Genomic DNA, 24,342 nt, shown 5'->3' on the forward strand with positions numbered 1-24,342 from the left:
GGCGGTAGCTATTTCTCCGCTGACAGTCTCGTGCGGATATGAACGATTCCCTGATCGTCGGGGGCAGCCTCGCTGTCGCAATCCTGCTCGCCGGCATCACCGGCACACTCACCGAAAGTCCCGCGGTGCTCGGGATAACGGCGGCCGGAATCGCGATCTATCTGGCCGTCGGTGTCGGCCTCCCGCAGTCCCTGCTCGCGCGCCGGAGCGGGTCGACGCTCCAGTTCGGAGTGGCCGTCCTCGCGATCGGCGCTGCGGCGATCGTGGTGATCGCCGGCGTCGCGACGGGAAGGCTCCACGAGGACTCGGGTCCCGGGTTCGTCGCGATGTTGCTCGTCGTCGTCCTCGGTAACGCCGTCGGTGCCGGCGTCCGCGAGTTCCGGTCCGGCTACCGCTCGGCGTCGTAGTCTGCCCGATCGCATCGCGACGCAGACTGGATCGCACCGAACGCGAATCGCGACACTGCCATCGCGCGACGACCGCGATTCGATCCCGTTTTCCGCCCGGCAACGAACCGCCGTCCATGGACGAGGTCATTCGCGCTCGCGGCCACGAGAACGTCAGCGCCGAGCACGCGAGCACGTTCGAAGTGACGACCGACGACTATCTCACTCCCGCGGGCGACTGCATCCTCGCGATCGAGGCCGACCGCGCCCCCGCCGATTTCGACCCCGAGTTCGTCGCGGCCTGTCGGGACGAAGCGGCGACGATCACGGTCACCATCGAGGCCGGCGACTACACGGAGACCGTCGAGGGACGCGGCGATCCCGACCTCGAGTTCGAAAACGAGCGCAGCGCGGTCGGGCGCACGAGCGACTACGTCGACGACCGGACGATTGTCGTCGGTGCCGAGTTCGCGGCCGAAGGGTTCGACCGCGATCTCGTCGATGCGCTGGCCGATGGGGCCGAAGCGACGGTGACGATTTCCGTCGAGTGATCCCGTAGCAGGGAACGGCCGCGGGCTCGATCCTCGGGTTCCGTCGCGGTTTTGACCCCGCGGCCCCTACGCGGCGATATGAGCGACGATCCGGAGCCCGCGGTCAACATCAGCGGCGGGGCGACCGGCGGCGGCGTCGCGGCCGAGTTCGATCCCGCGACCGCGGACACCCGCGCGGAGGAAGTCGTCGACCGACTCGGAGAGCTGTTCTGGCAGAAACAGTACGGCGGTCGAGACGCCTTCACTTGCCTCGTCCGAACGATCCTGAGTCAGAACACCAGCGACAAGGCGAGCCAGCCGGCCCACGACGCGCTAATCGATCGGTATGACGGCCCCGATATCGACCTCGCCGAATCGCTCGCGAGCGCCGAGCAATCGACGCTCGCCGAAACGATCAGCGGCGCGGGACTGTACAACCAGAAGTCCGAGACGCTCATCGACACCGCCGAGTGGGTCCTCGCGGAGTTCGGTTCGGCCGCCGCGTTCGATACCTTCGTCAAGGACGAGGAGCCGTCGGTCGTCCGCGAGACGCTGCTTTCCGTCCGCGGCGTCGGGCCGAAGACCGCCGACTGCGTCTTGCTCTTCGCGGGCGGTCGCGGCGGCGTCTTCCCCGTCGACACTCACGTCCACCGGATCTACCGCCGCATGGGGATCGCGCCGCCGGACGCGGACCACGAGGCCGTTCGGGCCGTCCTCGAGCGCGACGTGCCCGCCGAAAAGTGCGGGTTCGGCCACACGGCGACCATCCAGTTCGGCCGCGAGTACTGCAGGGCGCGCAAGCCCGCCTGTCTCGAGGACCCGGACGCCTGTCCGATGGCCGATATCTGCGATCAGGTCGGGGTCTATCCCGCGACGGACGAGGTCGTTGATCCCGCCGCCGCTCCCGAGGGCGAGTGACTGCTCGAGGCGGCCAGCGAACGCGGTACTGGCCGTAATTTTACGAAGGGTGTGACTGTCGCCGACTGGAGTTCCGGCTCGCAGGATGCGAATAGAAGAGCGGTTCCGCTACTGCTCCGCGAGCCACTCTAACGCGTCCGCTTCGCTTCCGAACGTGCGGTATTCGAAGTCGGGATCGATCGCGTTCAAACTCGATTCGATGCGCCCCATATCTAGACTCGAGATCGCGGAGTCCGCGTACACGCCGGCCCCTGCCCTGACGCCGTGGTCGATCAGGTTCGGCAGCCAGGTCTCGCCGAGCCACTGCTTGTCCTCCTCTTTGTGCGCCATGAACTCCTCGGTGTTGACGACGTACCGTTCGACGCCCGCCGCTTCGATGACTGCCTCCCATCTGCGGGCGACGGCCCGTAGCTGTTCCCCCGAGAGGTATTCGTTGTACGTGAAAATCGGCACGCCGAGCCGCTCGTCTCGTTCGATCGTGTATTCCTCGGTCTCTTCTACTATTGTCGCAGTCATGTAATACAGCGTTTCTATACGCTGTGTTTAACTGTTCGGACTACTATCGGATGTGAGACGCTCGTCGCCCGTGCGGAGACTCCCGATATCGAAATCAGTGTCGACACGAACGATCCGGAGAGGGCGAGCAAACTCTACAGCAGCGGTACGGGTTCCGTCCGCGTGTAGCCGAGAGTCGCCGACCGCCTGACGATGCTCTCCTTCTTTCACGAGGACGCGATGACGCTTCGGGGAGATCCGTCACACTCGAACTCGGGTCGCGGAACTCGACGGTCGGTCGCTAGCCTTATCCAACCGTTCTCGATACGTTGAAATAATGGTCGACTTCACGGCCGCCGAACGGGACGCGGTGTACAAAACGATATACGCTCGGCGCGACATCCGGCGGTTTCGCGACGAGCCGATTCCGGACGACGTTCTCGAGCGAGTCATTGCGGCCGCCCACCACGCGCCGAGCGTCGGCTTCTCGCAGCCGTGGGACTTCGTCGTCGTCAGGGACGAGGGGACGAAAGCCGATATCGCCTCGATCGCGGAGCGAGCGATCGCGGCCGCCCGCGAGGGCTACGAGGAGCCGAAGCGGGCCGCGTTCGCCGACCTGAAACTCGAGGGGATCCGCGAGTCGCCGGTCAACGTCTGCGTGACCTGCGATCCGACGCGGGACGCGCCCCACGTGCTGGGACGGAGTTCGATGAAGCGAACCGACGTGTACTCGACGTGTCTGGCCGTCCAGAACCTCTGGTTGGCCGCTCGAGCGGAGGGCGTCGGCGTCGGGTGGGTGAGCGTTCTTTACCCGTACGAAGTACAGGAGATATTGGGCATTCCGCCCCACGTCAAGCCGGTTGCGTACCTCTGTCTGGGGTATCCGGCGGACGGTTTCCCTGACGAACCGGTCTTGCAACAGGAGGGCTGGCGTGACCGGCTCGATGTGGACGCCCTCGTCCACGAGGAGCGGTGGAACCCGGACCGTACGCCCGTGGCCGATCGCGACCCGACGGCGGAGTCGGCGGAGTCGTCGTGATCGGCGACCGACTGCGACCGCGACGGGTTCAGCGCGTGGTCTCGGGGGCGAAACGGACGCCGGATGCACGGAGAGTAGACAGACATGCGAGTGGTTCACAACGAGGCGTTCGTTCGCTCGTGCGGCCGAGCCGATCCGAGTCGCTGCTCGAGGAGACTGACCGCTGATTCGACGCTGTCACCCTCGATACGGCATGGGTTTCCGTGCCATTAGTTCGGACGGGAAGTCGAATCGCGGAGGAGATCGATCCAGCTGCAGTCGGGATCTTCGAATCACTATGCACGATTCGTGACACGTTTTCCTGACTTCACAACGGTTATATGTCGGTATCGGGGTACACCCGGGGTACCAATGCCTGCAGGCCCAGATCGGGATGCAGAGACGAGCGGGTCCGAGTCGAAGCCATCGTCGCCGGGCGAGCGAGCGCGCAACGCCGTCTCGCGCCGACGGCTGTTGTCGACGACGGCGGCCGGCTCGGCGACCGCCCTCGCCGGTTGTACCGAACTGCTCTCCAGTGGGAGCGACGATCCGCTGCGCGTCAGCGTCTGGAGCGGAAACTACGCCGATCGGTTCGAGGAATCGGTCGTCCAGAGATACGAGGAGGAGTTCGACGCGGAAATCGAGATCCAGCCCGGCTGGAACAACATCCTCAGCGACATTCAGACCGCGCCGGACGACGACCCGCCGTACGACGTGACGATCACGGAAGGGAACTTCTACTACTACGGCCGACAGGACGATCTCTTCCACGAGATCAGGACCGAAAACGTTCCCAACTTCGACGAGGTCATCGACTACTACGCGGAGTTCCGGAACACGGAGTACGGGATGCCGGTCGACGGCGCCCCCTGTACCATCATCCACCGCGAGGGGCTGGAGTCCGAGATCGGGTCGTGGAGCGACCTCTCCGGCTCGGCCGTCGCGGCGAGCAACGGCGTCGGTGTCGACACCGGCTTCTGGTGGTTCCCGATGTACGCCGCGGCCGTCGGGATGGACGAGGCCGAACTCGGTGAGGAGATGCACGACGCCGATCTCCACGACGACGTCCTCGAGACCGTCCGCGAGTGGCCCGTCGAGAGCTGGGCGAGTTCCGGCCAGGACATCTGGCAGGCGTTCCAGAACGACGTCATCGACGTCGCCCAGTGGTACTACGAGCAGACGGCATACGACATCGACGACTACGACGGCCTGACCCACACGATGCCGGAGGAGACGACCGGCTACCTGAACCACTGGTGTGTCGTCAAGGGCACCGACAAGCGCGATCAGGCCGAGGAGTTCATCAACTTCCTCATGGATTCCGAGGTCCAGACGGCGTGGTCCGAGGAGATGCCCACGCTGTTCTGTAACGAGAACACCGAGTACGCCGGAGATCTGGCCGACGACCTGCCGAGCAACAGCGAGGAGGCACGGAACATCGCCTTCCCGGACTGGGAGTTCCTCGCGGAGCACAGCGGCGACCTCTCCGACGACTTTACCCAGATGCAGTCGAACGCCTAACGGGTCGCCACCGCCACAACATTCATGTCTGAAATCACGCTTGCCGGACTCGAGAAACGGTACGGAGACACGCTCGCCGTCGAGGACGTCTCGGTGACGATCGACGACGGCGAACTACTGTGCCTGCTCGGGCCCAGCGGCAGCGGCAAGTCCACGACGCTGCGGATGCTCGCCGGCCTCGAGACGCCGACCGACGGCGAAATACGCATCGGCGACGAGGACGTGACCGACCGTCCCGCCTACGAACGCACCACCGCGACGGTGTTCCAGGACTGGGCGCTGTTCCCCCACAAGACGGTCCTCGAGAACGTCGCATTCGGGCTGAAGATGCAGGGCGTCGGGAAAGACGAGCGCCGCGAGCAGGCCCGCGAGATGCTCGAACGCGTCCGGATGGCCGAGTACGCCGACGACGACCCGATGAACCTGAGCGGCGGGCAGAAACAGCGCGTCGCGCTCGCGCGGTCGCTCGCCGTCAACCCCGACGTGTTGTTGCTCGACGAGCCGCTGTCGAACCTCGACAAGCGGCTCAGCGAGGACATGCAGATCGAACTCCGAGAGATCCACGAGGAACTCGAGGAGACGTTCGTCCACGTCACGCACGACCAGGACGAGGCCTTTACCCTCGCCGATCGGATCGGCATCATGGCCGACGGGAACCTCGTCCAGGTCGGCGAGCCGAACGAGGTCTACGAGAACCCGAAGAACCGGTTCATCGAGGGCTTCCTCGGCGATACGAACTTCGTCGCCGGCGAAGTCGGGCAGACGACGGCGGACTCGGTCCGCGTCGAAACCGAACTGGGTCGTGCGGTCGTCCTCCCGACGACGGACGACGGAGATGCGGACGCGCTCGCCGATGGCGATTCGGTGGACCTGTCACTTCGTCCCGAGGTACTCTCGATCGAGCCGGCGGACTCGGGTGCGTCCGACGGCCCAGAGGCACAGCCCGTTCGCACCGACGGGAGTACGAGGAACGCCGTCGTCGGCACGGTCGAGAACGTCCTCTATCGAGGCTCGACGGTTCGCTACTCCGTCGCGGTCGACGGCACGTCGGTGTTCGTCGAACGAACCGTCGCCGACTCCGGCGCGTTCGACGCCGGCGACGAGATCCGGATCAGCTGGGACGGCGCGGACGTCCTCGCGTTCCGTGACGACGGCTCGAGGGTCGACCTGTAACGATGTCCGGAACGCAATCATCCTCATCGCTTCCGGCCCCGATCGCGCGACTCTGGGAGCCGCTGCGGGAGCGGTCCCGCTCGAACCGGGCGTTGCTGTTGATGGCGCCGCTACTGGTCTTCGAGTTGCTGCTGTTCGTCGCGCCGTTTCTGATCCTGCTGCGGATCAGTCTCACGGCCGGGTCACAGGATCTCCGCTACGCCCCGGGAACGTGGTCGATCTCCGGGTACACCGAGGTGTTTACCACCGACGTACTGCTAAACGCCATCACCTACTCGATCAAGATGGGGCTGGTAGCGACGGCCATCACGGTCGTGATCGCGACGTTTTACGCCTACGCGATCTGGCGAGCCGAGGGCGTCGTCAAGTCGGCGCTGCTGTTCTCGGTCATCTTGCCCCTGCTGACGACGCTCGTCATCAAGACGTACGCGTTCTGGCCGCTGCTCTCGCCGAACGGAACGGTCAACGGGATACTCACCTCGTTGAACTTGGTTTCGGAGCCGATCCAGTTCGTTCCCGGGACGGTCGGGATGGTCGTCGGCCAGGTCTACATCGTGTTGCCCTACGCCGTGCTGGCGATCTACAGCGTCCTGTCGACGATGGACTGGGGAATCGTCGAAGCCGCCCGCGACCTCGGAGCGAGCCGACCGCGCTCGGTCCTCGAGGTCGTCGTACCTCAGGCGATGCCCGGCATCATCGTGGCGACGGTGATCTCCTTCGCCTGGAGCGTCGGGGCCTACGCCGCGCCGGGGCTCCTCGGCGACGGACAGAATCAGGCCAAGGCGTTCGCGCTCGTGGTCGAGAAGCGGTTGTTGTCGAACCTCCAGTGGGAGGTCGCGACCGCGTACGCGGTCGTCATGTTGCTCCTGATGCTCGTGAGTATCGTCCTTCTCACTGTCACACTCAACCGATTCGGAGGTGAGTTCGAATATGCATAGAGAGCGACTCGAGAACGTCGTCTTCCGGGCGGGCTATCTGGCGATCCTGACGTTCATGCTGTTGCCGCTGGTCGTGGTCGTCGTGACCTCCTTCGCGGAGTCGGGGAACCTCGCCTTCCCGCCCGAGAACTACTCGCTGGTCCACTACCGCGCGTTCTTCGAGGAAACGCGCTGGCTGTCGGCGTTCGATAACAGCCTCTTCGTCGGCGTCGGGACGACGGTCGTCGCGACGACGCTCGGCGTCACGGCCGCCTTCGGGCACGAAATCGACGACGGCCGCGCCGGACAGGCGCTCGCGCCGCTCGTCCTCGTCCCGCTGCTGATCCCGCCGATCATCCTCGGGATCTCGATGCGCGTCTACTTCGTCAGAGCCGGCCTCGAGGCCTCGTTCCTGAGCCTCGTCCTCGCGCACACGCTGTGGGCGACGCCGCTCGTCTACTTCGTGATGCGGTCGGTGTTCAGCCGGTTCGACTGGCAACTGCTCGACGCCGCGAAAGACCTCGGCGCGGGGCCGATCCGGTCGTTCGTCTACGCCGTCCTCCCCAACGTCAAACACGGGATCTTCGTCGGCGCGCTGCTGGCGTTCATCATCAGCCTCCAGGAGTTCGTGATGGCGCTGTTCCTCTCGAGTCGCAGCACCGAGACCATCCCGGTCGTCGCGTGGACCGAGATCCGGCAGTCGCTGGATCCGATGGTGAGCGTCGTCTCGACGTTCCTGATCGTCATCTCGCTCATCGCGATCGTGATCGCGACGATCGCCACGAACTTGGACTGGCTCTCGAAACAGCTGTCCTGATCGGCTAACCCCATTCGGTTCTTTCTTCGACGCTCTCACCGACTCGAGGAGCCGGTCGCGTAGTGAACCCGAACAGACGGGAGAATTCTGGGGCAGTGACTACGAACAGTGCAACGGCTACGCAGTGCAGTGGCCGTCTCGAGCGCTCGCCGAATCGGTGAGCGCTCGAGTCACGGGGGAGGGCAGGCGACCGCGCGGCGCGCGAACCTGCGCGCCGCGCCAGTGCGGTCCTGGCGGCCTGCGGAAATCGAAGATTTCCGGGCGACCGGAGCGCCGCAGGCGCTCCGGTAGAAATGAAAAGGGCGAGTGAGGCCTGCCAAGGCCGAACGAGGGCTTTTTAGAGGAAGCGGAAGGTCTCGAGGTTCTTCGGCGCGAAGGTGCGCATGTCGTAGTCGTGGTACAGCGCCGACGAGAGGTCCTGCGTGGAGCGCTCGTCGCCGTGGACACAGAGCACCTTCTCAGGGCGCGGATTCATCGTCTTGACGAAGTTCTCAAGGCCGGCGCGGTCGGCGTGGCCGGAGAAGCCGTCGACGGTCTCGACGTCCATGTTCAGCGAGAGGGTGCCGCGGCCGCCGCCGTTGCCCATGGCACCGACTTCGCTGGTGGGGATCTCGTCCCAGCCGTTCTGGATGCGTCGACCGAGGGTCCCCTGTGCCTGATAGCCGACGAAGACGAGCGTCGAGTCCGGATCGGGGCCGATGTGGGAGAGCCAGGACATGATCGGACCGCCGGTGACCATCCCGGAGGTCGAGAGGATGATACAGGGTTCGCCGTCGGCGACGTCCTGTCGCTCCTCCTCGCCGCCGTCGATGTGGTTGAACTCGTCGGCGAGGAAGGGGTTCTCATCCTCGTGGAAGATGCGGTCGCGCAGGTCGTCACGCAGGTACTCGGGGTAGGTGGTGTGGATCGCCGTCGCCTCCCAGATCATGCCGTCCAAGTGGACCGGCATCGAGGGGATGTCGCCGTTGCGCATCGCCTCCTCCAGGACGAGCATGATCTCCTGTGACCGGCCGACCGCGAAGGCCGGAATGACGACTTTGCCGTCCTGCTCGTAGGTCCGGTTGATGACCTCCTTGAGTTTCTCCTCGGAGTCCTGCTGGTCGGTCTGGTAGTCGTTGCGACCGCCGTAGGTCGACTCGAGGACGAGCGTCTCGACCCGCGGGAAGTCGTTGACCGCGCCGTTGAACAGGCGCGTGTCGTCGTAGTGGATGTCGCCGGAGAAGGCCACGTTGTAGAGGCCGTCGCCGATGTGGAAGTGCGAGACGGCCGAGCCGAGGATGTGACCGGCGTTGTGGAAGGTGAGTTTGACGTCCGGGGCGATGTCCGTGACGTCGCCGTACTCGAGCGGGATGCAGTGTTTGATCGCTTCGCGGACCTGCTCGCTCTCGTAGGGCGGGCTGCGGCCCTCCTTGGCCGCGACGTCGAGGTAGTCCAGCGTCAGCAGCCCCATCATGTCCCGCGTGGGCTCGGTACAGTAGATCGGGCCGTCGTAGCCGTACTTGAACAGGAGCGGGATCAGTGCGGAGTGGTCGAGGTGGGCGTGGGTCAGCACGACCGCGTCGATGGTCTGTGGCCCCGCGCCGAGGGCCTCGGGCGCGTGGAGGTAGGGGACCTCGCCCTCTGCGCCGGGTTTGTCGCCGCAGTCGATGAGGATCCGCGTCTCGGGCGTCGAGAGGATAAAGGAGGCCCGCCCGACTTCGCGACAGCAGCCCAGCGTCGTGATGCGGACGTACTCGTCGTCGGACATCTCCTCGCGGTGGATCTGTCTGCCGACCTTCTCGAGAATGTCCCGTCGCTCGTCGCGTTCCTGCTTGAGGAAGCTGCGAACGTTCGAGACCGTCGAGGATTCGATCGGCGGCGTGCGGACGACTTCCGGCGTCCAGCCGACGTTTTTGGTGATTTCGCGGAGCGTCGACCCGTGGCGCCCGATGACCATGCCGGGCTTTTCGGCCTCGATGACGACCTCGCCGGTGTCGGCGTGGAAGTCGAGGTCCGTGACCCCCGCGTCCTCGGGGATGACGTTCATGATCTCCTCGCGAGCCTGTTCGGGTCGCGAGAGGACGCTCGGGTCCGGTCGGACGGTGATCCGTTTGCGAAGCTTGCTCGCGAGCTGCCGAATCAGATCGCCCTGCTGGGCGAACTTCTTCGGGTCGCGCGTGTAGACCACCAGTTCTGGGCCTTCGTATTTCACCGAGGAGACCGAGATATCGCTCGGTAACTCGCTCGTGATCTGTGCTTTGAGATCGTCGAGTTGCTGCTCTACAGTGCTCATAGGTCGCCAATGTGGCTTGCGTGAACTCGCCGTCCGGAACCGGACACGATGTCAGGACAGGAGTCGGAGATCGGAGACGGCCGAGAGAGATCGGTGCGACGACCGCCAAACGACGGCCGCCGCGCCGGAATCGAGAGCGCGCCTCGTCGCCCGCGCTGGACGACGGCGCTCGTCTGCCGGTTCGTCTCCCGAATCATCGTATCCGACTCCGTGTCGTGACGAACATGCTCCCGGATCGGTTATCCTGGTTCGTGCGGGACAATTCCAGGGAGAACCCGCTTACCCGACGCTATTCTTTGCGTGGTATAAAAGCCTTCGCAAAAACCAGGGCCGTGGGGACGGTAGTCGTCACTCGCAGATGTACATCTCACCCGCTCGAGTCGCCGAGGAACGTGATTGGGTCGTAAATCGGGCCGAAACCGTCGTCCCACTCATCAACGACGTCCGCGACGACCTCGGAGAGGTCTTCGGAACCGATGTCGACGCGGTCGCCGAGTCACGGTATCGCGAGGAAGTCGACGCCGTCTTCGCGGACGGCGATCTGGCCGTCAACGTCGCCGCGATGGTCGCGATTCTGCGAGACCTCGACGTGGAGGGGGACTATCCCGGGTTCGTGGTCGACGAACTCCTCGGGCGCGAACTGGCCGCGACGATCGCCGGCCCGCAGCCGCTGCGGACGCTCGGCGAGGCCACCTTCCACTACGCCGACGTTCGGGTCCACGGCGAGGCCGACGAAAACGCCGGTATCGACGACTGCGAGGCAGCGCTGGCTGCCGGCTTTCAGGAGCGACTCCCCGGCTGGAACTGGACGGAGCGGGAGAGTCCCTTCGCCCTCGAGCGTTGAGCAGCCGAGAAGAGCGTCCGTCCGTCGGCGAGGTTCCGAGCTACTCGGTCGTTTCGTTTCCAGTGTCGGAGTCGTTCGTTTCGTTTCCAGCGGTGGAATCGTTAGTCTCGTTGCCCTCCTGTGCTTGCTGCCGTTGTTCGAGCATCGCCTGTCGTTGCTCGCGCTGTTGCTGTTGCTGGACGAGCAGGTCGTACCGCTCTCCGGGATAGATTCCGCTGATATCCCCGTTTCGGAGCGCATCCATGATCGCCTCGTCGGGTCCGGTGACGCGGAAGAGTCCGTAGTCGGTCTCGGACGACTCGATCGTGAACTCGCTCTCGCTCGCCGATTCTTCGAAATCGGTCGCGGCTTCCGCGACCAACTCGCGCTGTCGCTCCCGATATGCCTGTTGGGCCTCCTGCTGGCTGAGATTGTTGTTATCGACGTCGCTCTGGACCTCCTCCTGGAGAGCCGTCAGATCGTCCTGGTCGGGCCGTACTGTCACCGTAACCGCCTCGTCGCTGTCTCCCGATCCGTTCTGCGTAAGCGAGTCGAGTTGGGAACAGCCGGCAAGCGACGCGGCCGCGCCGGTACCGGTGAGTGCGAGGAACCCGCGGCGGGTCGGTAGCTTCGACATTGTCTCTGAAGCGCGGGGACGAACGAAAATATACCTTCTGCGTTGTCAAGCGCGAGCGCGAGTCGACGAACCGACGCGGAATCCCCGGATAACGGGTAACAACCGCGGAGTATGCGCCGGGGGAGTCGCCCGACAGCGGGCACCTTTTGTCCGTCCCCGCGCTAGGGCCGTCCAGTGACGGATTCAGAGTACGGCCAACGGACGGAAACCCTGCAGGGGCCGACGCCGACGGCCGCCCGCGACGTGATCGCACGCGGGATCGACCGTGACGCGATCGTGACCGCCTACGGCCGCTGTACCGTCGACTACGAGGGGCGCGCCTCGAGCCGTCTCGAGGCGGGCGATCGCCACGTCATGCTCAAGCCCGACGGCGCGGCGCTGGTCCACACCGACGAGGGCCAGCAGCCGGTCAACTGGCAGCCGCCGGGCTGTGACCACGAGGTCTCCTGTGAGGACGGCGCGCTCGTCCTCGAGAGCCTGCGGTCGACGCCGGACGAGCGGCTGTGCGTTCGGTTTCAGGAGGTGCTGCAGGTGTCGGCGTTTTCGGGCTCCGACGAAAACGAACTCGCGCTCGTCGGTACCGAGGAGGACCTCCGCCAGCGGATCCTCGAGGAGCCCGCGCTGCTCGAGACCGGGTTTACGCCGCTTGCGACCGAGCGCGACACGCCCGCGGGTGCGGTCGACATCTACGGCGAGGACTCGGCGGGCCGGGCGGTCGTCGTCGAACTGAAGCGCCGGCGGGTCGGCCCCGACGCAGTGGGCCAGCTTCGGCGCTACGTCGACGCGCTCGAGCGCGACCTCCACGCCGACGCCGCCGTGCGCGGGATTCTGGTCGCCCCCTCGGTGACCGACCGCGCGAGCCGGCTGCTGGCCGACCACGGCCTCGAGTTCGTCTCGCTCGAGCCGCCGGCCGAGTGAGTTCGTCGCAGTTCTCGTCTCGCGACCTCGTCGGTTCTCGGGCTCAGGCCGGATACGTTCCCTCGAGCCGCGTCTGCGCGAGGACGTGGCCCTCGATCGCCGACTCGAGGTCGTCCGCGCCTGCCTTGGTGCCGAGCTCGAGTCCCGTGTCCAGCGCGTACAGTTCGAACCGGTAGGTGTGTTCCGTGTCCGGTGGGTTCGGACCGCCGTAGCCGTGATCGCCGAAGTCGTTCGTCCCTTCGGACGCGTCCGCGGCGTCCCAGTCTTCCGGAATCGTCGCCGTCTCGGGCGGGACGTTCCAGACGACCCAGTGATCCCAGACCTTCCCGGCGGGTTCTTTCGCGTCCGGATCGTCCACGATCAGCGCGAGCGATTCGGCGTCGTCCGAGACGCCGTCGATCTCGAGCGGCGGGTTGACGTTCGCGTCCGTGTAGCCGTACGTCTCGGGGATGCGTTCGCCGCCGTCGAATGCGGGGCTCTCGAGCGTGAGGTCACCCATTTCGATCACCACCGTGTGAGGCTCGTCTCGAGAGTTCGCCAGCCAGATAAAATAATCTTACAGGCGCGGTCACGCCGGCGAACCGGGAGACCGGCTACCGCCGACCCACGAATATTACGATCCCCAAGATCAGGAGCCCGATTCCCCACCACAGCGAATCGCCCGGCAGGAACGCGAGCAACAGCGTGACGATACCCGAAGTGATGAGCGACCAGCCGATCGTCGATCGATATGTCATACGAATATCTCGTCACGGCCCCAGTTGTGTGTTGTGCCGGGAATCTCCACCACTATTTTTTACAGATCTATTATACTGGTTAAGATAGGTGCTGTACTGACCTGCCGTCGCTATCGCCCGGACGACGGCCCCCGAGTTCGAGGGTCGATCCGGACTATCAGCGGCGAGGCGACGGCCAGCGGCTCTACACGACCCTCGAGGAGCGCGCTCGAGCGCGTGGCTATCGGAGACCGTCCTCGACACCATGGCGAAACGGACCGCGACTCGCGGGCTTTACGAGACGACCGGATTCGAAGAAGTGAGCCGCAAGACCGTCGAGGCGTTCGAGGAACCGTTCGATCTACTCGTGTATCGAAAGTCGCTGTCTGAACCGGCGGAGACGCCGTGAGTCCGGTCGCCGACCGACTACTCCTCGAGCAACTGCTTCAGCCGATCGAGTTCCGTCAGCGCCTCGACGGGGGTGAGGTGGGCGAGGTCGAGCGCGCGGAGTTCCGCGGCCACGTCGGTCGGCACGTCCCCGCCGTCCGCGGTCGCCGGCGATTGCGTACCCTCGTTCGATTCGGGAGCCGTGCCCGCGTTCATGCCCTCGCTCGAGTCGGGACTCATCGCTTCGTCGTCACCGGTCGTCTCGAGCCCCTCGCCGTCCGCGTCCGCGACCAGCTCCCGCGACCGCTCGACCACGTCCTCGGGGACGCCGGCCGCGGTCGCGACCTCGACGCCGTAGGAGCCCGTCGCCGCGCCGGGCGCGATCTCGTGGTGGAAGACGACCTCGCCGTCTCGCTGCTCGACCTCGAAGTGCAGCGTGAACGCGGCCGCGAGATCGTCGGCGAGTTCGGTCAGCGGGTGGTGGTGGGTCGCAAAGAGCGTCGTCGCGCCGACCTGATCGTGGAGGTGCTCGGTGATCGCCTGCGCGATGGCCATCCCGTCGGCCGTCGAGGTTCCCCGGCCCACTTCGTCCAGCAGGACGAGCGAGTGCTCGTCGGCCTCCCGGAGGATGGTCGCGAGTTCGTCCATCTCGACCATGAACGTCGAGCGCCCGCCCGCGATGTCGTCGCTGGCCCCGACGCGGGTGAAGATCCGGTCGACGGGGGTGAGCCGGGCGGCGCTCGCGGGTACGAAACTCCCGACCTGTGCGAGCAGGACGATCTGGGCGACCTGCCGCATGTAGGTCGATTTTCCGGACATGTTCGGCCCCGTGATCACTGCCAGCCGCCGATCGCTCGCGAAGCGGGCGTCGTTCGGCACGAACGACTCCTGGGTGCGCTCGACGACGGGGTGACGACCGCCCTCGATCTCGAGGGTCTGACTCCCGTCGCGCTCGAGGATCTCGGGCCGGCAGTAGTCGTACTGGGCGGCGGCCGTCGCGAGCGAGACGAGGGCGTCGAGGGTCGCGAGCGCCTCCGCGAGCCCTTGGACGCGTTCGACCTCGTCGGCGATTTCGCGGCGTACGTCACAGAAGAGCTCGTACTCGCGTTCGTCCGCGCGCTCTTCCGCGCCGACGATCTGGTCTTCGCGCTCCTTGAGTTCCGGCGTGACGAACCGCTCGGAGTTCTTGAGCGTCTGGCGGCGCTGATAATCGTCGGGCACCGACTCGAGGTTCGGGTTCGTCACCTCGATGTAGTAGCCGTGGACCGAGTTGTAGCCGACCTTCAGCGAGTCGATCCCGGTCCGGTCGCGTTCCCGCGCCTCGAGATCGTCGATCCACTGCTTGCCGTCTCGAGCGGTGCCGCGGAGGTCGTCTAAGTCCTCGTCGTACCCCTCGGCAATGATGTCGCCCTCGGTAATCTCGATCGGCGGGTCCGAGACGATGGCGTCGTCGATCAGTTCGCGGACGTCTGCCAGCGGGTCGAGGTCGTCGTGAAGCCGCCGGAGCCGGTCGCAGTCGGCGTCGGCGAGTTCCTCCCGAACGTCGGGCACCACGGCGAGGGTGTCCCGCAGCGAGCGCAGGTCCCGCGCGTTCGCCCGCTCGCGAGAGATCCGGCCGATCAGCCGCTCGAGGTCGTAGACGTTCCGCAGGCGCTCGTGCAGTCGCTCCCGGGTCCGGACCGCGCCCGTGAGTTCCTCGACGGCGTCGAGTCGCGCCTCGATCCGGTCGGGTTCGAGCAGCGGCCGCCGGAGCCAGTCCCGGAGCTTTCGGCCGCCGAGCGCGCTGGCGGTCTCGTCGAGCACGCCGACCAGTGTTGCCTCGTCCCGCCCGTTGACGGCTCGGGGTTCGAACAGTTCGAGGCTTCGCAGGGCGACGGCGTCGAGCAGCAGGTACTCGCGGGGATCGTACCGCGTGAGGTGAGTGAGGTACTCGAGGTGCGCGTCGTCTTCCTCCGACGGTGCTTCGCCCTCGGCGCTGTCGGTTGCGTCGCCATCGTCCGTCTCGCCGCTCGCACCACCGTCGTCCGTCTCACCGTCGTCGTCCTCGCCGCGTTCGCCCTCGTGCGTGCCGCCGCGGACGTACTCCGCGTAGGAGAGCAATGCGCCGCAGGCCCGAATCTCGGCGTCGCTCGCGAGCAGGGCGTCGGGGTTCCGGAAGTACGTCGAGAGCTTTGCGCCGGCGCGGTCGCGGTCGAACGCGCCAGCGTCGTACGGCGTGACCATGCAATCCTCCGGGAAGATATCGGCGGGTGCGTCCGGTCCGACGACTGCCTCCGCGGGTGCGAACCGGCTCACCTCGTCCGCGATCGACTCCCTCGAGGTCGAACTCGTCGCGAGGAAGTCGCCGGTCGACACGTCGAGCAGGGCCAGCGCGAGGTCGTCCTCGCCGGCGGCCCCCTCGCCGCGGGCGACCGCCGCGACGAAGTTGTTGTCGTCGCTCGCGAGCAGTTCGTCCTCGGTGAGCGTCCCGGGCGTAATCACGCGCGTCACGGCGCGCTCGACGACACCGGAGGTCTCGCCGGGCTCCTCGACCTGATCGGCGACGGCGACGCGATAGCCGGCCTCGAGCAACTCCTCGATGTACGATTCGGCGTTGTCGATCGGGATGCCGGCCATGGGATACTCGCCGGTCGAGTCCTCGCGGCTCGTCAGGGCGATCTCGAGCAGGCGCGCGGTGCGTTCGGCCGCGCCACAGAACGTCTCGTAGAAGTCCCCCACCTGAAAGAGGACGATGGCGTCGTCGTAGCGCGCACAGAGGTCGTGATACTGCGCCATCATGGGCGTCAGCTCGTCGCGCTTTTCGGCCATCGCGGCGGGCGGGCCAAGCGCCGGGTCCATACCCGAATTCGGCCGGCCGGCGCTGAAATACCTTGCTGGATCGGCCCCGCCGCCGGCTCGAGGCCCCGCTTCTCAAGTTGCGTGACTGTCAGGAAACGGAAAAAGCGTATTACGGTCGATCACAGATAGTCGGACGATCGGGATGGAAGGGGAATTGTCGATCGGAACGCGCGCGGTCGCCAGCCTCCTCGTCGTGACGATCCTCGGCAGCGGGCTCGCGGGTGTCGCAGCGGGAGCGTCGAGTGCCGAACCGGCACTGACGGGTACGGCTGCGGCCTCGATCAGCGACTCCCTCGAGACCGACGGGACGACGGGGACGCTCGAGGACGCGACCGACGAAACGACGGATACCGTCGCGGAGACGACCGACAACACGACCGGTGCCGTCGAAAATACCACCGACGGCACCACCGATACGGTCGAAGGCACGACCGATCGCACGACGGACGAACTCGAGAACGCGACAAGCGACGGGGACGACTCCGATAGTGCGATCGACGCGACCGTCAACGAGACCACGGAGGCGGTCGATGATACCGTCTCGGACGGGACCGACGCAGTCGACGGAACAGTCAACGAAACCGGAGACCCCGTCGATGACACCGTTTCGAACGGAACCGACGCGGTCGACGGGACAGTCAACGAAACCGGGGATGCCATCGACGACACCGTCTCGAACGGAACCGAGACGGTCGACGAAACGGAGGACCTCGTCGATACCACTCTGAACGAGACCGGGCTCAATGCTTCGCTCGAGGCCGAGGCCGGCGTTGACGGCCAGTCCTCGAGTTCCGACAGCGATGACGACGGCGGCGCGAGGGAGAACGAGTCCGCAGCCGACAACGCGAGCACCGGGAGCGGCAACGGCGACGGGTCCGACGCGTCCGAGATGCCAAGTCCCACCGAGACGGCGACCGACGCAGTGCTAGTTGGGATGCTGGGGGCGATCACCGCGTCCGGCGCGGCGGCCGGCAGTGCGGCGGCGGGCGGCGCGGGGGCCTCCGGAGCCGCCGGGAGCGCGGGCGCGGCGTCGGCCGGGTGGCTCAGCGAGTTCCGCAACGTGGGATCGCTCCGGCGGGCCGGCACCGACCTCTGGAAGGTCCTCCCGCTGTTCAGGTACAGCCAGTACGACGATTCCGATCCGCTCGAGCACGACCGCCGCCGGGCGATCTACGAGACGATCGAGGCCGACCCTGGCTGTTACCTCTCGCGGGTCAGCGACCGGGCCGACATCCCCCTCTCGACGGTCCGCTACCACGTCCGGATTCTCGAGGACGAGGACATGGTCACCGCGATCAAGCGCAACGGGAAGCGCCGCTACTTCCTCGAGGAGACGGACGCCGAACTCCGGGCCGCCCTCGCGGAGCCGGCCAAACGCGACGTACTCGAGGCGCTGTCCGACCTCGGAGCGGCGCACAACGGCCGGCTCGCCGAGGAACTCGAGCGCGACCCCAGCACGGTTTCGCATCACCTCGCCGCGCTCGAGGAGGACGGGCTGGTCGTCCGCGAGAAGGACGGCCGATCGATCGTCAACCAACTGCCCGCGCGGGTCGAGGCGGCGCTGCGCGACGAGCCGACACCCGAGGCTGACTTGCAGCCGGCTCCGGCCGACGACTGATACGGGCTGCTGTGACTCTGTTAGAACCCCTAGAAAGTGGTAAGTTCAGTACTCTCTGCGATCAGTACAGGTGAGGTAAGTAATGCAGTGTTGGCTGGCCTCTTCCAACACTCCCTCGGTTACATTGAGACGATTCCAAGAAGGTCGAGGATCATCCAACTTGCCCAGAATACCGCCCACAGGACGACACCAATTGCTACCCACTTAGGGACGTTTCCCGACAAACCGGGAGTCTCAGATGGATAGTACGGTGAAAGCGGATTGTTCGGCTTCCTGTCACCCATACTCGATATTATGCTTCGAGAGAAGTTAAATCCCACACATTACATGAATGATGATAGTGTATAGATCGCGGTACGTCCGCAGGTGTAGTGAACGTGCATTTCACACAAAACACACCTGAAGAATGGGGTTTCAACAGAGCCGTTGCTGTACCGATTTACCGGCGCAACTCCAACGGTCGGGATTACGCCGGCAGTGACTTACAGCGGGCCGTATGATGTTGTCCGCGGGTTCTCTCGAGTCAGTTTTCACTCCGAGTCCGAATCGGCCGTCTCGAAGTACAGCTCCGCGTGGTTCGCACAGCCGGGATTGAACGGGGCGTCACAGGCCGGACAGTTGTAGTCGGCTGCGCGGTAGTCGGGAACGGTGAGTTCAGTTCCACAGGCACCACAGAGTACGGACGGCTCGTCGAACCGCCCGCGAGGCCACGGCACGGCCTCGTGGGCCGTCGATTCCTCGTGGCAGCGAAAACAGGGGTAGTAGCGCTCACAGCAGTCGAATTTGAACGCGACCACGTCGCGGTCGGTGTCGTAGTGGGCACACCGCGTTTCCGGACCGACCTCGACGCCGTAGACCGTGTGGCTGCCGATCGATTGCACGCGTGACTCGAGGGCCGGCGGGTGCTTCGGTTTTGTGGTGGGTTGAAACACATGAAACGGGGAGTGTTCCTACCTGTCGGGATCACCTTTGCGTTCCTCAATCTTTTTCACAAGCTCCACCACTTCATCCTCGGTCAATATGTCGAAAAGAACGTAAAGATATGCTTCAAGTTCGTCATCGGTGCAGTTCTCGAAGACGAGATGGGCTACATCGTAGGAGTCATGTCCGTGCTTGTCGATCCACCAATCAATCTTGTCTTCTTTGGTGTGATTCATCAATGTCAATTGATTATCTGCCACTTAAAGAATTGTGGGGCTGCCAGTAATTCCGTGAGCTTTACGCGATTTGACAGAGGAAAGCGCGAAGAACTCTCTGAGTATTGGGTTTAGAACAGAGACAAGGTTCTTCGTCAATAGTTCAATGTCAGCTAGTGGCGGCACTGACTCCCCGTTGGGTTGCACGTCGACAAAATCGGTTTCCGAATATGCACACGAGCCATCGGTCGACCTGTGTAAACCGACTCGAGCACCATCTGATATCCGACCGTTGCACTGAGTCTGACGACAGCATTTATAAGCAAATATCGCTCGGATAACCCGAAAATCTGAGGAATAGCGTGCTGTGTTCACGAGTATTGCCGCATCGATAAGACGACCCTGCGACGAGAAGAGACGCTAAGAGTGAGCGACAGCGTTACCACTCGAGCCGGGACGAAACCAACCCGCGCTCGAGCACACTACACTTACTCGAACTCGGTGGTGTCGCCGCGGCGGTAGCGGTCGAGTCGGCGGTAGCCGTGGACGGTGGCCTCCGTGTCGAGTTCGATCACGTAGCGGCCGATGATGTCTTGGGTGTCGGGGACGGCGCGGCGTTCGACGACTTCGACGACGGCGCGCCAGCCGTCGTCGGTCGGCGAGATTTCGCTGACGCCGTCGAACTCGTGGCCGATGAGTTGGCCGGCGGTCGACTGGACCGTCTTGCGGACCGCGAGGATGCCGGCGATCTCCTCCTGTTCGACGTCGACGTCTTTGTCGACCTCTTCCGGATCGGTCACCTCGTCGGCGGTCATGCTGACCGTCCCGCGGGACTGTGGCTCCTCCACGTCGTTTTCGCCCTGTTCCTCCTCCGGCTCCTGTTCGGTCGCTTGACTGTCGCTCACTGTTGGATCACTCTCGTCGTGTTGGTAGCAGAACCCGTCGTCTCGGGCTGGCCGCGAGCAGCGCTCGCCGTCCGTCGTCAGGGCCTTGCACTGCTCGCGTGATTGCGCGTCGGCTTCTGCCATTGGTCTGGATTCGGTTCGTTATGTGGACCGTACGGTTCGATTGATCGCCTCCGTGTCGGGTCAGATGGTCTCGTCGATCTGCGATCGCAGTTCGTCGACGTCGCCGCCGTTCTCGCCGGCGATTTTCGGGACGAGAACGTCCGTGAAGACGTGGGTCAACGTCTCGTCGTCGAACTCGCCGCTCCCGTCGTGGCCGTCGAAGACGGCGAGTCCCTTCGCGGCGGTGATCGCCGCGCGGGTCCCGACGACGATGTCGAGTTCGTCCCGGAGCGCTCGCGTCTTCGCGACGATCGTCGCGATGTCGTCGTCCGAGAGGTCGACGTGTGCGCCGACGATCTCGCGCTCGGTCTCCTCGTCGTAGTAGTTGACGTGGACGCCGATGAACCGGTCGAGCAGCGCGTCCTGCTGTTCGTGGACGCCGGCGTACTCCACGTCGTTCGACGTGAGGATCGCCCGGAACTCGGGGTGGACGTCGATCGTCCGATCCGCGCCCCGTTTCCCCGGTCGCTCGAGGACGCCCTCCTCGAAGACCGAGAGCAGGACGTTGTGGGCCGCGGGATCGCTGCGCGAGAACTCGTTATAAACGAGCGTCGCGCCCTCCCGGACCGCGACCGAGAGCGGGTTATCGACCCACCGTTCGCGGACGATCTGGGTCTTCTTGTCGACGCCGCTGACGTACCGGTCGTGCTCTTCGTAGCGTTCGCCGCCGGCGTGGGAGCCGACGAGCGCGGCGGTGTCGACCGCCTCGTCACCGTTGAGCCAGACGACCGGCCGTCCGCGTTCGGCGGCCGCCGAGAGCGCGAGCGCCGTTTTCCCACAGCCCGTCGGCCCGATCAGGTGGACCGGCTGGTCCGCCTCGAGCCAGCCGTTGATCCGGCCCCGGAGCGATTCGACGGCGTCGGTCTCGACGAACGGCTCGGGAACGACCTCTCCGGGATCGGAGAGGGGACTGTCGCCGTTGCGTTCGCTGTCTGTCGGTGCCTTTCGCGCGAGCTCTTTCTTCGCTCTGCGACCCTCCTTCTGCTCGCGACTGGCCCTGATCTTCGTCCCGCGGACCTTGCGCTTGCGCGACGTGTCGTCGGCCATCGAGAGTTACTCCGATGCCGACTTCGGCGACGATTCGGGACGCGGCTCGACCTCGAGTTCCTCGAGTTCGTCGAGGTCGCCCTCTGCGGTGGCCTGTTCAATTTTTGCGATCTCCTCCGCGTAGTGCAGGAACGTGTCGACCGACGCGACGACGACGCGGGCTTCGATCGTCAGCAGCTCGATCCCGACGACCGAGATGCGGGCCCAGACGTCGATGACGACGCCTTTGTCGAGGACACGGTCGAGTACTTCCGCCAGACTCGAGGAATCGGGTGTTCGTTGTGCCATAACACCTCCCGTTTACCCGCCGTCTCGTAACACGACTGGGACTGCGACTGCAAGCCGACCCGAATGCGGTCGCCGTCGGCGCGGCTATCGCGGGTTCACTGCGAATCGACGCAGCGGGCTGCGACTGCAAGCACCACGGTAACCCACCGCGGTGACGAACAGTCGCTGACGATACTCGAGTGCTCGTCGCGGTCCCCTCGGCCGTGCGACACGCGACTGCCGTATCATAGTCCCATGTCATCCACCCGTCCCAGCGTCGACCGAGACGTATTACGCACGCGTTTATCGACCCGTAGGTCTCGGCGACGGATCCGTAACGGGCGTCGACTAATGAGCGCGGGGCAGGGAGGATCGAACCACATGCACACCACGCGAGTGATCCATCGATGAGTAACCGGTACGTCTACGGCATCGTCGACTCCGATACCGTCGAGTTCGAGACCGACGCCGTCGCCGGTGCCGACCGCGTCTACACGATCTCCCACCGCCGGCTCGGTGCCGTCGTCTCCGACATCGACACGACCGATCCCGAGGAGACCGACGAGGACGCCCAGATTCACGACGAGGTCCTCCGCGAGATCATGGACTACGACGGCGGCACGACCATCGTGCCCATGCAGTTCGGCATGGCCTTCGAAGGCGACCGGGAGCTGAAGAACGTCCTCCGCGGGGCGCGACCGGCGTTCCGGCGCGCGATGAACGACATCGAGGGCAAAGTCGAACTCGGCCTCAAACTCGTCCGCGAGGAAGACGCCGACGTCGACCGCGAGGCCCTCGAGGACGACGTCGCGGAGCGCCTCGAGCCGATCGCCGACCAGTCAGTCGAGAACGACCTGTTCAGCGACCGGCTCGTCCTCAACCGCTCGTATCTCGTCGACGAGGACGAGCGCGAGACGTTCGACGACGCGGTCGCCGAGTTCGAGGACGACCGCGACGAACTGATGGTCCAGTACACCGGTCCGTTCGCGCCGTACAGCTTCGTCGACGTGAAAATCGGAGCCCAGCAATAACCATGTTCGTCCTCGACGACCTCCTGCTCCGGCCGTTCGTCGGCATCGTCGACGCGCTCCACTCCATCGCGCTCGACGAGATGTACGACGTGGAGGCCCTCGAGGACGAACTCAAGGAGAACCAACTGCTGTACGAACTCGGCGAGCGCTCCGAGGAGGAGTACCGCCGCCGCAAAGAGGAACTCGAGGCGGAGCTCGAGACCGCCCGCGACGTCCACGAGCAGCTCTCGAGCGGCCGCGTAGAGGTGAAACGATAAATGAGCGACACCAACCCCGACGACGACCGCGACGAATCGGCCGACGACCGCGCCTACGAGAACGACCACTGGCTCTCGAGCCTGCTGTCCGCGCTGGAGTCGCTCGAGAGCGGCCCGGCGTCGACTTCGGGACGGCGGCGGGGCGACCGGGCGATCTTCGATTACGACATCTCGATCCGATCGGCCGACGATCTCTCGGGCGATTCGCCGCTCGATCGAGCCCGGTTCGGCGACGACCGCTCGGGTGATCGAAACCGCAATCAGGCCGGCGACGGCGACAGCAACCGATCGCGAAAGCGCCGGGTTCGGTCCTCCGGCCCCTCGAGCGACCACCACGTGGCGACCCGGACCCACGACGACGAACTGCTCGTCACCGCGGATGTCGCCGGTGCGGACCCGGACGACGTGACGGTCGGCTTCGACGACTCGACGCTCGTCGTCGCCGTCGAGGGGAACGAACTCGACCGCGTCGACGTTCCGTGGCGGGAGAGGACGGCCGAGGCGGTGCTCAAGAACGGCGTGCTCACCGTCCACGTCCAGCCGGAACGATCGGAAACTGACCAACCGGATGAGACGGAGGACGACGAATGAGCGACGCCGAGGCGGGCGACTCGTTCGACGCGCTGCTCGAGGACGCGACCGAGAGCCTCGGCCGGCTCGAGGAGACCCTCGGCGAGAGCGACGCGATCGACGACCTCGACGACGACACCCTCGAGACGGTCGTCGGCGACCTCGACAACCTCGTGCGGGTCGCCGAGGAGGTCGGCGAACTGCTCGAGGCGATGGATCTCAGCGAATTGCCCGAGGCAGTCGACGGGGACGAACTCCTCGACGCGATCGAACTCGGCGAGATTCCCGACGTGCTGGCCGACGACGACCACGGCGTGACCGACCTCGTCGACTTCACGGAGCTGTTCGACGCGATCGACCTGCTGAACGCGTGGAACGCCGCGGACCTGACCGACGTGTGGCAGGAGAAGCGCGAACTCGACGACGCTATGGACGCCCTCGAGGACGGCGACGACGCCGGGATGCTCGAAGATACGGTGTCGGACGTCACGAACGGCGACGGCGAGGACGGCGATGGCCTGCTCGGTGACGACGAGGACGGCGTCCTCGACACGGGGATGGACGCCGGCTCCGCGGCGAAGGAGGCCCTCGGGGACATCGACGTCGCGGAGGATCCGGAGGCCTATCAGGCGGCGATCCAGCAGCAGGCGATGGAGGGGATCGACGCCTTCCGATCGGCGCTGCTCGAGACCCACGAACAGTTCGAGAAGCTCTACGAGTTCAACCGCGAGAAGATGCGCCGACAGGACACGAGCACGAACTCGCGGAACCCGACGGCGGCGGCGACGATCCCGACCGAACGGCGCGACCTCGGCGGCGGTGCCCGCTATTCGACGGTCCCACAGGAGGTCAAACTCTCGACGGCACCGACCCGGAAGCGGATCTACGGCCGCCGGTTCGAGATCGAGCGGGAACGACAGCGGAGGAACGACAATGACTGACACACAAACAGGACGACAGAACGGCTGTGCGACGCGGACGAG

General features: G+C 65.3%; 28 protein-coding genes. 17 read left to right on the forward strand and 11 right to left on the reverse strand.

The features are described from left to right. Nucleotides 1-38 precede the first annotated feature (38 nt). From ACT4ML_RS13960 to ACT4ML_RS13970, 3 genes are all read left to right on the forward strand, one after another. Nucleotides 39-407 (forward strand): hypothetical protein, encoded by a 369-nt coding sequence (locus ACT4ML_RS13960; protein ID WP_444721408.1) that lies wholly within the window; start codon nt 39-41, stop codon nt 405-407. A gap of 116 nt (nt 408-523) precedes the next feature. Beyond that, the gene (locus tag ACT4ML_RS13965; protein WP_444721409.1) at nt 524-937 is read left to right on the forward strand and encodes a DUF371 domain-containing protein; all 414 of its coding nucleotides are present in this window, start codon (nt 524-526) and stop codon (nt 935-937) included. Nucleotides 938-1,015: 78 nt separating this feature from the next. Next, nucleotides 1,016-1,834, forward strand: coding sequence for an endonuclease III domain-containing protein (locus ACT4ML_RS13970; protein ID WP_444721410.1), 819 nt, complete (start codon nt 1,016-1,018; stop codon nt 1,832-1,834). Nucleotides 1,835-1,942: 108 nt separating this feature from the next. Here the strand turns inward: ACT4ML_RS13970 and ACT4ML_RS13975 are convergent, their stop codons facing one another. Continuing rightward, on the reverse strand, nt 1,943-2,350 hold the full coding sequence (locus ACT4ML_RS13975; RefSeq protein WP_138244874.1) for a hypothetical protein: 408 nt from the start codon (nt 2,348-2,350) through the stop codon (nt 1,943-1,945). 316 nt (nt 2,351-2,666) lie between these two features. Between ACT4ML_RS13975 and bluB the strand changes: the two genes are divergently transcribed. The 5 genes from bluB to ACT4ML_RS14000 all read left to right on the forward strand — a co-directional run bounded on the left by bluB (nt 2,667) and on the right by ACT4ML_RS14000 (nt 7,775). Beyond that, a complete protein-coding gene (gene bluB, locus ACT4ML_RS13980) occupies nt 2,667-3,368 on the forward strand; it encodes a 5,6-dimethylbenzimidazole synthase (protein ID WP_444721411.1) in 702 nt (233 codons plus the stop codon). Between the two features lie 351 nt (nt 3,369-3,719). After that, nucleotides 3,720-4,868: an ABC transporter substrate-binding protein gene (locus ACT4ML_RS13985; RefSeq protein WP_444721412.1), complete on the forward strand. Its 1,149-nt coding sequence runs from the start codon at nt 3,720-3,722 to the stop codon at nt 4,866-4,868. A 24-nt stretch (nt 4,869-4,892) separates the two neighbouring features. Beyond that, complete coding sequence (locus ACT4ML_RS13990; RefSeq protein ID WP_444721413.1) at nt 4,893-6,041, forward strand: ABC transporter ATP-binding protein; 1,149 nt, start codon at nt 4,893-4,895, stop codon at nt 6,039-6,041. A 2-nt stretch (nt 6,042-6,043) separates the two neighbouring features. After that, a complete protein-coding gene (locus ACT4ML_RS13995) occupies nt 6,044-6,979 on the forward strand; it encodes an ABC transporter permease (protein ID WP_444721414.1) in 936 nt (311 codons plus the stop codon). Continuing rightward, nucleotides 6,972-7,775 carry an ABC transporter permease gene (locus tag ACT4ML_RS14000; RefSeq protein ID WP_444721415.1) on the forward strand — a complete coding sequence of 268 codons (804 nt, stop codon included), beginning with the start codon at nt 6,972-6,974 and terminating at the stop codon, nt 7,773-7,775. Before ACT4ML_RS13995 ends, ACT4ML_RS14000 begins: the two co-directional genes overlap by 8 nt. 337 nt (nt 7,776-8,112) lie before the next feature. Here ACT4ML_RS14000 and ACT4ML_RS14005 read toward each other — a convergent pair whose 3' ends face one another. Continuing rightward, nucleotides 8,113-10,047: a beta-CASP ribonuclease aCPSF1 gene (locus ACT4ML_RS14005; protein WP_444721416.1), complete on the reverse strand. Its 1,935-nt coding sequence runs from the start codon at nt 10,045-10,047 to the stop codon at nt 8,113-8,115. 358 nt (nt 10,048-10,405) lie between these two features. Between ACT4ML_RS14005 and ACT4ML_RS14010 the strand changes: the two genes are divergently transcribed. Beyond that, the gene (locus ACT4ML_RS14010; RefSeq protein ID WP_444721417.1) at nt 10,406-10,891 is read left to right on the forward strand and encodes a hypothetical protein; all 486 of its coding nucleotides are present in this window, start codon (nt 10,406-10,408) and stop codon (nt 10,889-10,891) included. 40 nt (nt 10,892-10,931) lie between these two features. Here the strand turns inward: ACT4ML_RS14010 and ACT4ML_RS14015 are convergent, their stop codons facing one another. Then, nucleotides 10,932-11,507, reverse strand: coding sequence for a hypothetical protein (locus ACT4ML_RS14015; protein WP_444721418.1), 576 nt, complete (start codon nt 11,505-11,507; stop codon nt 10,932-10,934). A gap of 174 nt (nt 11,508-11,681) precedes the next feature. Here ACT4ML_RS14015 and nucS point away from each other — a divergent pair, with 174 nt between their 5' ends. Continuing rightward, nucleotides 11,682-12,425 carry an endonuclease NucS gene (gene nucS / locus ACT4ML_RS14020; RefSeq protein WP_444721419.1) on the forward strand — a complete coding sequence of 248 codons (744 nt, stop codon included), beginning with the start codon at nt 11,682-11,684 and terminating at the stop codon, nt 12,423-12,425. 43 nt (nt 12,426-12,468) lie between these two features. On the opposite strand, the gene ACT4ML_RS14025 is transcribed toward nucS, so the two are convergent. Both ACT4ML_RS14025 and ACT4ML_RS14030 read right to left on the reverse strand, forming a co-directional pair. Then, entirely contained in the window at nt 12,469-12,924 is a 456-nt protein-coding gene (locus ACT4ML_RS14025) for a YbhB/YbcL family Raf kinase inhibitor-like protein (protein WP_444721420.1), read from the reverse strand. Between the two features lie 94 nt (nt 12,925-13,018). After that, nucleotides 13,019-13,162: a hypothetical protein gene (locus tag ACT4ML_RS14030; RefSeq protein WP_222918703.1), complete on the reverse strand. Its 144-nt coding sequence runs from the start codon at nt 13,160-13,162 to the stop codon at nt 13,019-13,021. 101 nt (nt 13,163-13,263) lie between these two features. Here ACT4ML_RS14030 and ACT4ML_RS14035 point away from each other — a divergent pair, with 101 nt between their 5' ends. Both ACT4ML_RS14035 and ACT4ML_RS14040 read left to right on the forward strand, forming a co-directional pair. Further along, nucleotides 13,264-13,464, forward strand: a complete 201-nt coding sequence (locus ACT4ML_RS14035; protein WP_444721642.1) for a GNAT family N-acetyltransferase — start codon at nt 13,264-13,266, stop codon at nt 13,462-13,464. Next, nucleotides 13,407-13,550 carry a hypothetical protein gene (locus tag ACT4ML_RS14040; protein WP_444721421.1) on the forward strand — a complete coding sequence of 48 codons (144 nt, stop codon included), beginning with the start codon at nt 13,407-13,409 and terminating at the stop codon, nt 13,548-13,550. The genes ACT4ML_RS14035 and ACT4ML_RS14040 overlap by 58 nt, the downstream gene beginning before the upstream one ends. Nucleotides 13,551-13,567: 17 nt before the next feature. Here ACT4ML_RS14040 and mutS read toward each other — a convergent pair whose 3' ends face one another. Further along, nucleotides 13,568-16,366 carry a DNA mismatch repair protein MutS gene (gene mutS / locus ACT4ML_RS14045; protein ID WP_444721422.1) on the reverse strand — a complete coding sequence of 933 codons (2,799 nt, stop codon included), beginning with the start codon at nt 16,364-16,366 and terminating at the stop codon, nt 13,568-13,570. A 142-nt stretch (nt 16,367-16,508) separates the two neighbouring features. On the opposite strand from mutS, the gene ACT4ML_RS14050 reads away from it, so the two are divergent. After that, entirely contained in the window at nt 16,509-17,984 is a 1,476-nt protein-coding gene (locus ACT4ML_RS14050) for a helix-turn-helix domain-containing protein (protein WP_444721423.1), read from the forward strand. A 530-nt stretch (nt 17,985-18,514) separates the two neighbouring features. On the opposite strand, the gene ACT4ML_RS14055 is transcribed toward ACT4ML_RS14050, so the two are convergent. The 5 genes from ACT4ML_RS14055 to gvpA form a co-directional block, all read right to left on the reverse strand. Further along, complete coding sequence (locus ACT4ML_RS14055) at nt 18,515-18,865, reverse strand: CHY zinc finger protein (RefSeq protein WP_444721424.1); 351 nt, start codon at nt 18,863-18,865, stop codon at nt 18,515-18,517. A gap of 69 nt (nt 18,866-18,934) precedes the next feature. Continuing rightward, the gene (locus tag ACT4ML_RS14060) at nt 18,935-19,141 is read right to left on the reverse strand and encodes a hypothetical protein (RefSeq protein WP_444721425.1); all 207 of its coding nucleotides are present in this window, start codon (nt 19,139-19,141) and stop codon (nt 18,935-18,937) included. Nucleotides 19,142-19,608: 467 nt separating this feature from the next. After that, the gene (gene gvpO / locus ACT4ML_RS14065; RefSeq protein ID WP_138244858.1) at nt 19,609-20,148 is read right to left on the reverse strand and encodes a gas vesicle protein GvpO, halophile-type; all 540 of its coding nucleotides are present in this window, start codon (nt 20,146-20,148) and stop codon (nt 19,609-19,611) included. A 60-nt stretch (nt 20,149-20,208) separates the two neighbouring features. Then, nucleotides 20,209-21,234, reverse strand: a complete 1,026-nt coding sequence (gene gvpN, locus ACT4ML_RS14070; RefSeq protein ID WP_444721426.1) for a gas vesicle protein GvpN — start codon at nt 21,232-21,234, stop codon at nt 20,209-20,211. 6 nt (nt 21,235-21,240) lie between these two features. Then, entirely contained in the window at nt 21,241-21,522 is a 282-nt protein-coding gene (gvpA, locus tag ACT4ML_RS14075) for a gas vesicle protein GvpA (protein WP_138244856.1), read from the reverse strand. Between the two features lie 386 nt (nt 21,523-21,908). On the opposite strand from gvpA, the gene ACT4ML_RS14080 reads away from it, so the two are divergent. The 4 genes from ACT4ML_RS14080 to ACT4ML_RS14095 are packed head-to-tail and all read left to right on the forward strand — an operon-like array spanning nt 21,909 to nt 24,300. Then, nucleotides 21,909-22,532, forward strand: coding sequence for a GvpL/GvpF family gas vesicle protein (locus ACT4ML_RS14080; protein ID WP_444721427.1), 624 nt, complete (start codon nt 21,909-21,911; stop codon nt 22,530-22,532). A gap of 2 nt (nt 22,533-22,534) precedes the next feature. Next, nucleotides 22,535-22,789, forward strand: coding sequence for a gas vesicle protein GvpF (gene gvpF / locus ACT4ML_RS14085; RefSeq protein WP_138244854.1), 255 nt, complete (start codon nt 22,535-22,537; stop codon nt 22,787-22,789). Then, nucleotides 22,790-23,380, forward strand: coding sequence for an Hsp20/alpha crystallin family protein (locus tag ACT4ML_RS14090; RefSeq protein WP_444721428.1), 591 nt, complete (start codon nt 22,790-22,792; stop codon nt 23,378-23,380). Next, a complete protein-coding gene (locus tag ACT4ML_RS14095; protein WP_444721429.1) occupies nt 23,377-24,300 on the forward strand; it encodes a hypothetical protein in 924 nt (307 codons plus the stop codon). Before ACT4ML_RS14090 ends, ACT4ML_RS14095 begins: the two co-directional genes overlap by 4 nt. Nucleotides 24,301-24,342: the final 42 nt, after the last annotated feature.

It is taken from the genome of Natrinema sp. LN54 (assembly GCF_052439245.1).
GTDB classification, from domain to species: Archaea; Halobacteriota; Halobacteria; order Halobacteriales; family Natrialbaceae; genus Natrinema; species Natrinema versiforme_A.

Bases quoted from the DNA above. Each gene is read 5' to 3' on its own strand.
- ACT4ML_RS14025 (WP_444721420.1), bottom strand. From the start codon at position 12,924: ATGGGTGACCTCACGCTCGAGAGCCCCGCATTCGACGGCGGCGAACGC.
- ACT4ML_RS14050 (WP_444721423.1), top strand. From the start codon at position 16,509: ATGGAAGGGGAATTGTCGATCGGAACGCGCGCGGTCGCCAGCCTCCTC.
- gvpO (WP_138244858.1), bottom strand. From the start codon at position 20,148: ATGGCAGAAGCCGACGCGCAATCACGCGAGCAGTGCAAGGCCCTGACG.
- ACT4ML_RS14040 (WP_444721421.1), top strand. From the start codon at position 13,407: ATGGCGAAACGGACCGCGACTCGCGGGCTTTACGAGACGACCGGATTC.
- ACT4ML_RS14060 (WP_444721425.1), bottom strand. From the start codon at position 19,141: ATGAATCACACCAAAGAAGACAAGATTGATTGGTGGATCGACAAGCAC.
- mutS (WP_444721422.1), bottom strand. From the start codon at position 16,366: ATGGACCCGGCGCTTGGCCCGCCCGCCGCGATGGCCGAAAAGCGCGAC.
- ACT4ML_RS13975 (WP_138244874.1), bottom strand. From the start codon at position 2,350: ATGACTGCGACAATAGTAGAAGAGACCGAGGAATACACGATCGAACGA.
- gvpA (WP_138244856.1), bottom strand. From the start codon at position 21,522: ATGGCACAACGAACACCCGATTCCTCGAGTCTGGCGGAAGTACTCGAC.
- ACT4ML_RS14030 (WP_222918703.1), bottom strand. From the start codon at position 13,162: ATGACATATCGATCGACGATCGGCTGGTCGCTCATCACTTCGGGTATC.
- ACT4ML_RS14000 (WP_444721415.1), top strand. From the start codon at position 6,972: ATGCATAGAGAGCGACTCGAGAACGTCGTCTTCCGGGCGGGCTATCTG.
- ACT4ML_RS14095 (WP_444721429.1), top strand. From the start codon at position 23,377: ATGAGCGACGCCGAGGCGGGCGACTCGTTCGACGCGCTGCTCGAGGAC.
- ACT4ML_RS14010 (WP_444721417.1), top strand. From the start codon at position 10,406: ATGTACATCTCACCCGCTCGAGTCGCCGAGGAACGTGATTGGGTCGTA.
- ACT4ML_RS13985 (WP_444721412.1), top strand. From the start codon at position 3,720: ATGCCTGCAGGCCCAGATCGGGATGCAGAGACGAGCGGGTCCGAGTCG.
- ACT4ML_RS13965 (WP_444721409.1), top strand. From the start codon at position 524: ATGGACGAGGTCATTCGCGCTCGCGGCCACGAGAACGTCAGCGCCGAG.
- gvpF (WP_138244854.1), top strand. From the start codon at position 22,535: ATGTTCGTCCTCGACGACCTCCTGCTCCGGCCGTTCGTCGGCATCGTC.
- gvpN (WP_444721426.1), bottom strand. From the start codon at position 21,234: ATGGCCGACGACACGTCGCGCAAGCGCAAGGTCCGCGGGACGAAGATC.
- ACT4ML_RS14080 (WP_444721427.1), top strand. From the start codon at position 21,909: ATGAGTAACCGGTACGTCTACGGCATCGTCGACTCCGATACCGTCGAG.
- ACT4ML_RS14090 (WP_444721428.1), top strand. From the start codon at position 22,790: ATGAGCGACACCAACCCCGACGACGACCGCGACGAATCGGCCGACGAC.
- ACT4ML_RS13990 (WP_444721413.1), top strand. From the start codon at position 4,893: ATGTCTGAAATCACGCTTGCCGGACTCGAGAAACGGTACGGAGACACG.
- ACT4ML_RS13960 (WP_444721408.1), top strand. From the start codon at position 39: ATGAACGATTCCCTGATCGTCGGGGGCAGCCTCGCTGTCGCAATCCTG.
- ACT4ML_RS13970 (WP_444721410.1), top strand. From the start codon at position 1,016: ATGAGCGACGATCCGGAGCCCGCGGTCAACATCAGCGGCGGGGCGACC.
- ACT4ML_RS14015 (WP_444721418.1), bottom strand. From the start codon at position 11,507: ATGTCGAAGCTACCGACCCGCCGCGGGTTCCTCGCACTCACCGGTACC.
- ACT4ML_RS13995 (WP_444721414.1), top strand. From the start codon at position 6,044: ATGTCCGGAACGCAATCATCCTCATCGCTTCCGGCCCCGATCGCGCGA.
- ACT4ML_RS14005 (WP_444721416.1), bottom strand. From the start codon at position 10,047: ATGAGCACTGTAGAGCAGCAACTCGACGATCTCAAAGCACAGATCACG.
- bluB (WP_444721411.1), top strand. From the start codon at position 2,667: ATGGTCGACTTCACGGCCGCCGAACGGGACGCGGTGTACAAAACGATA.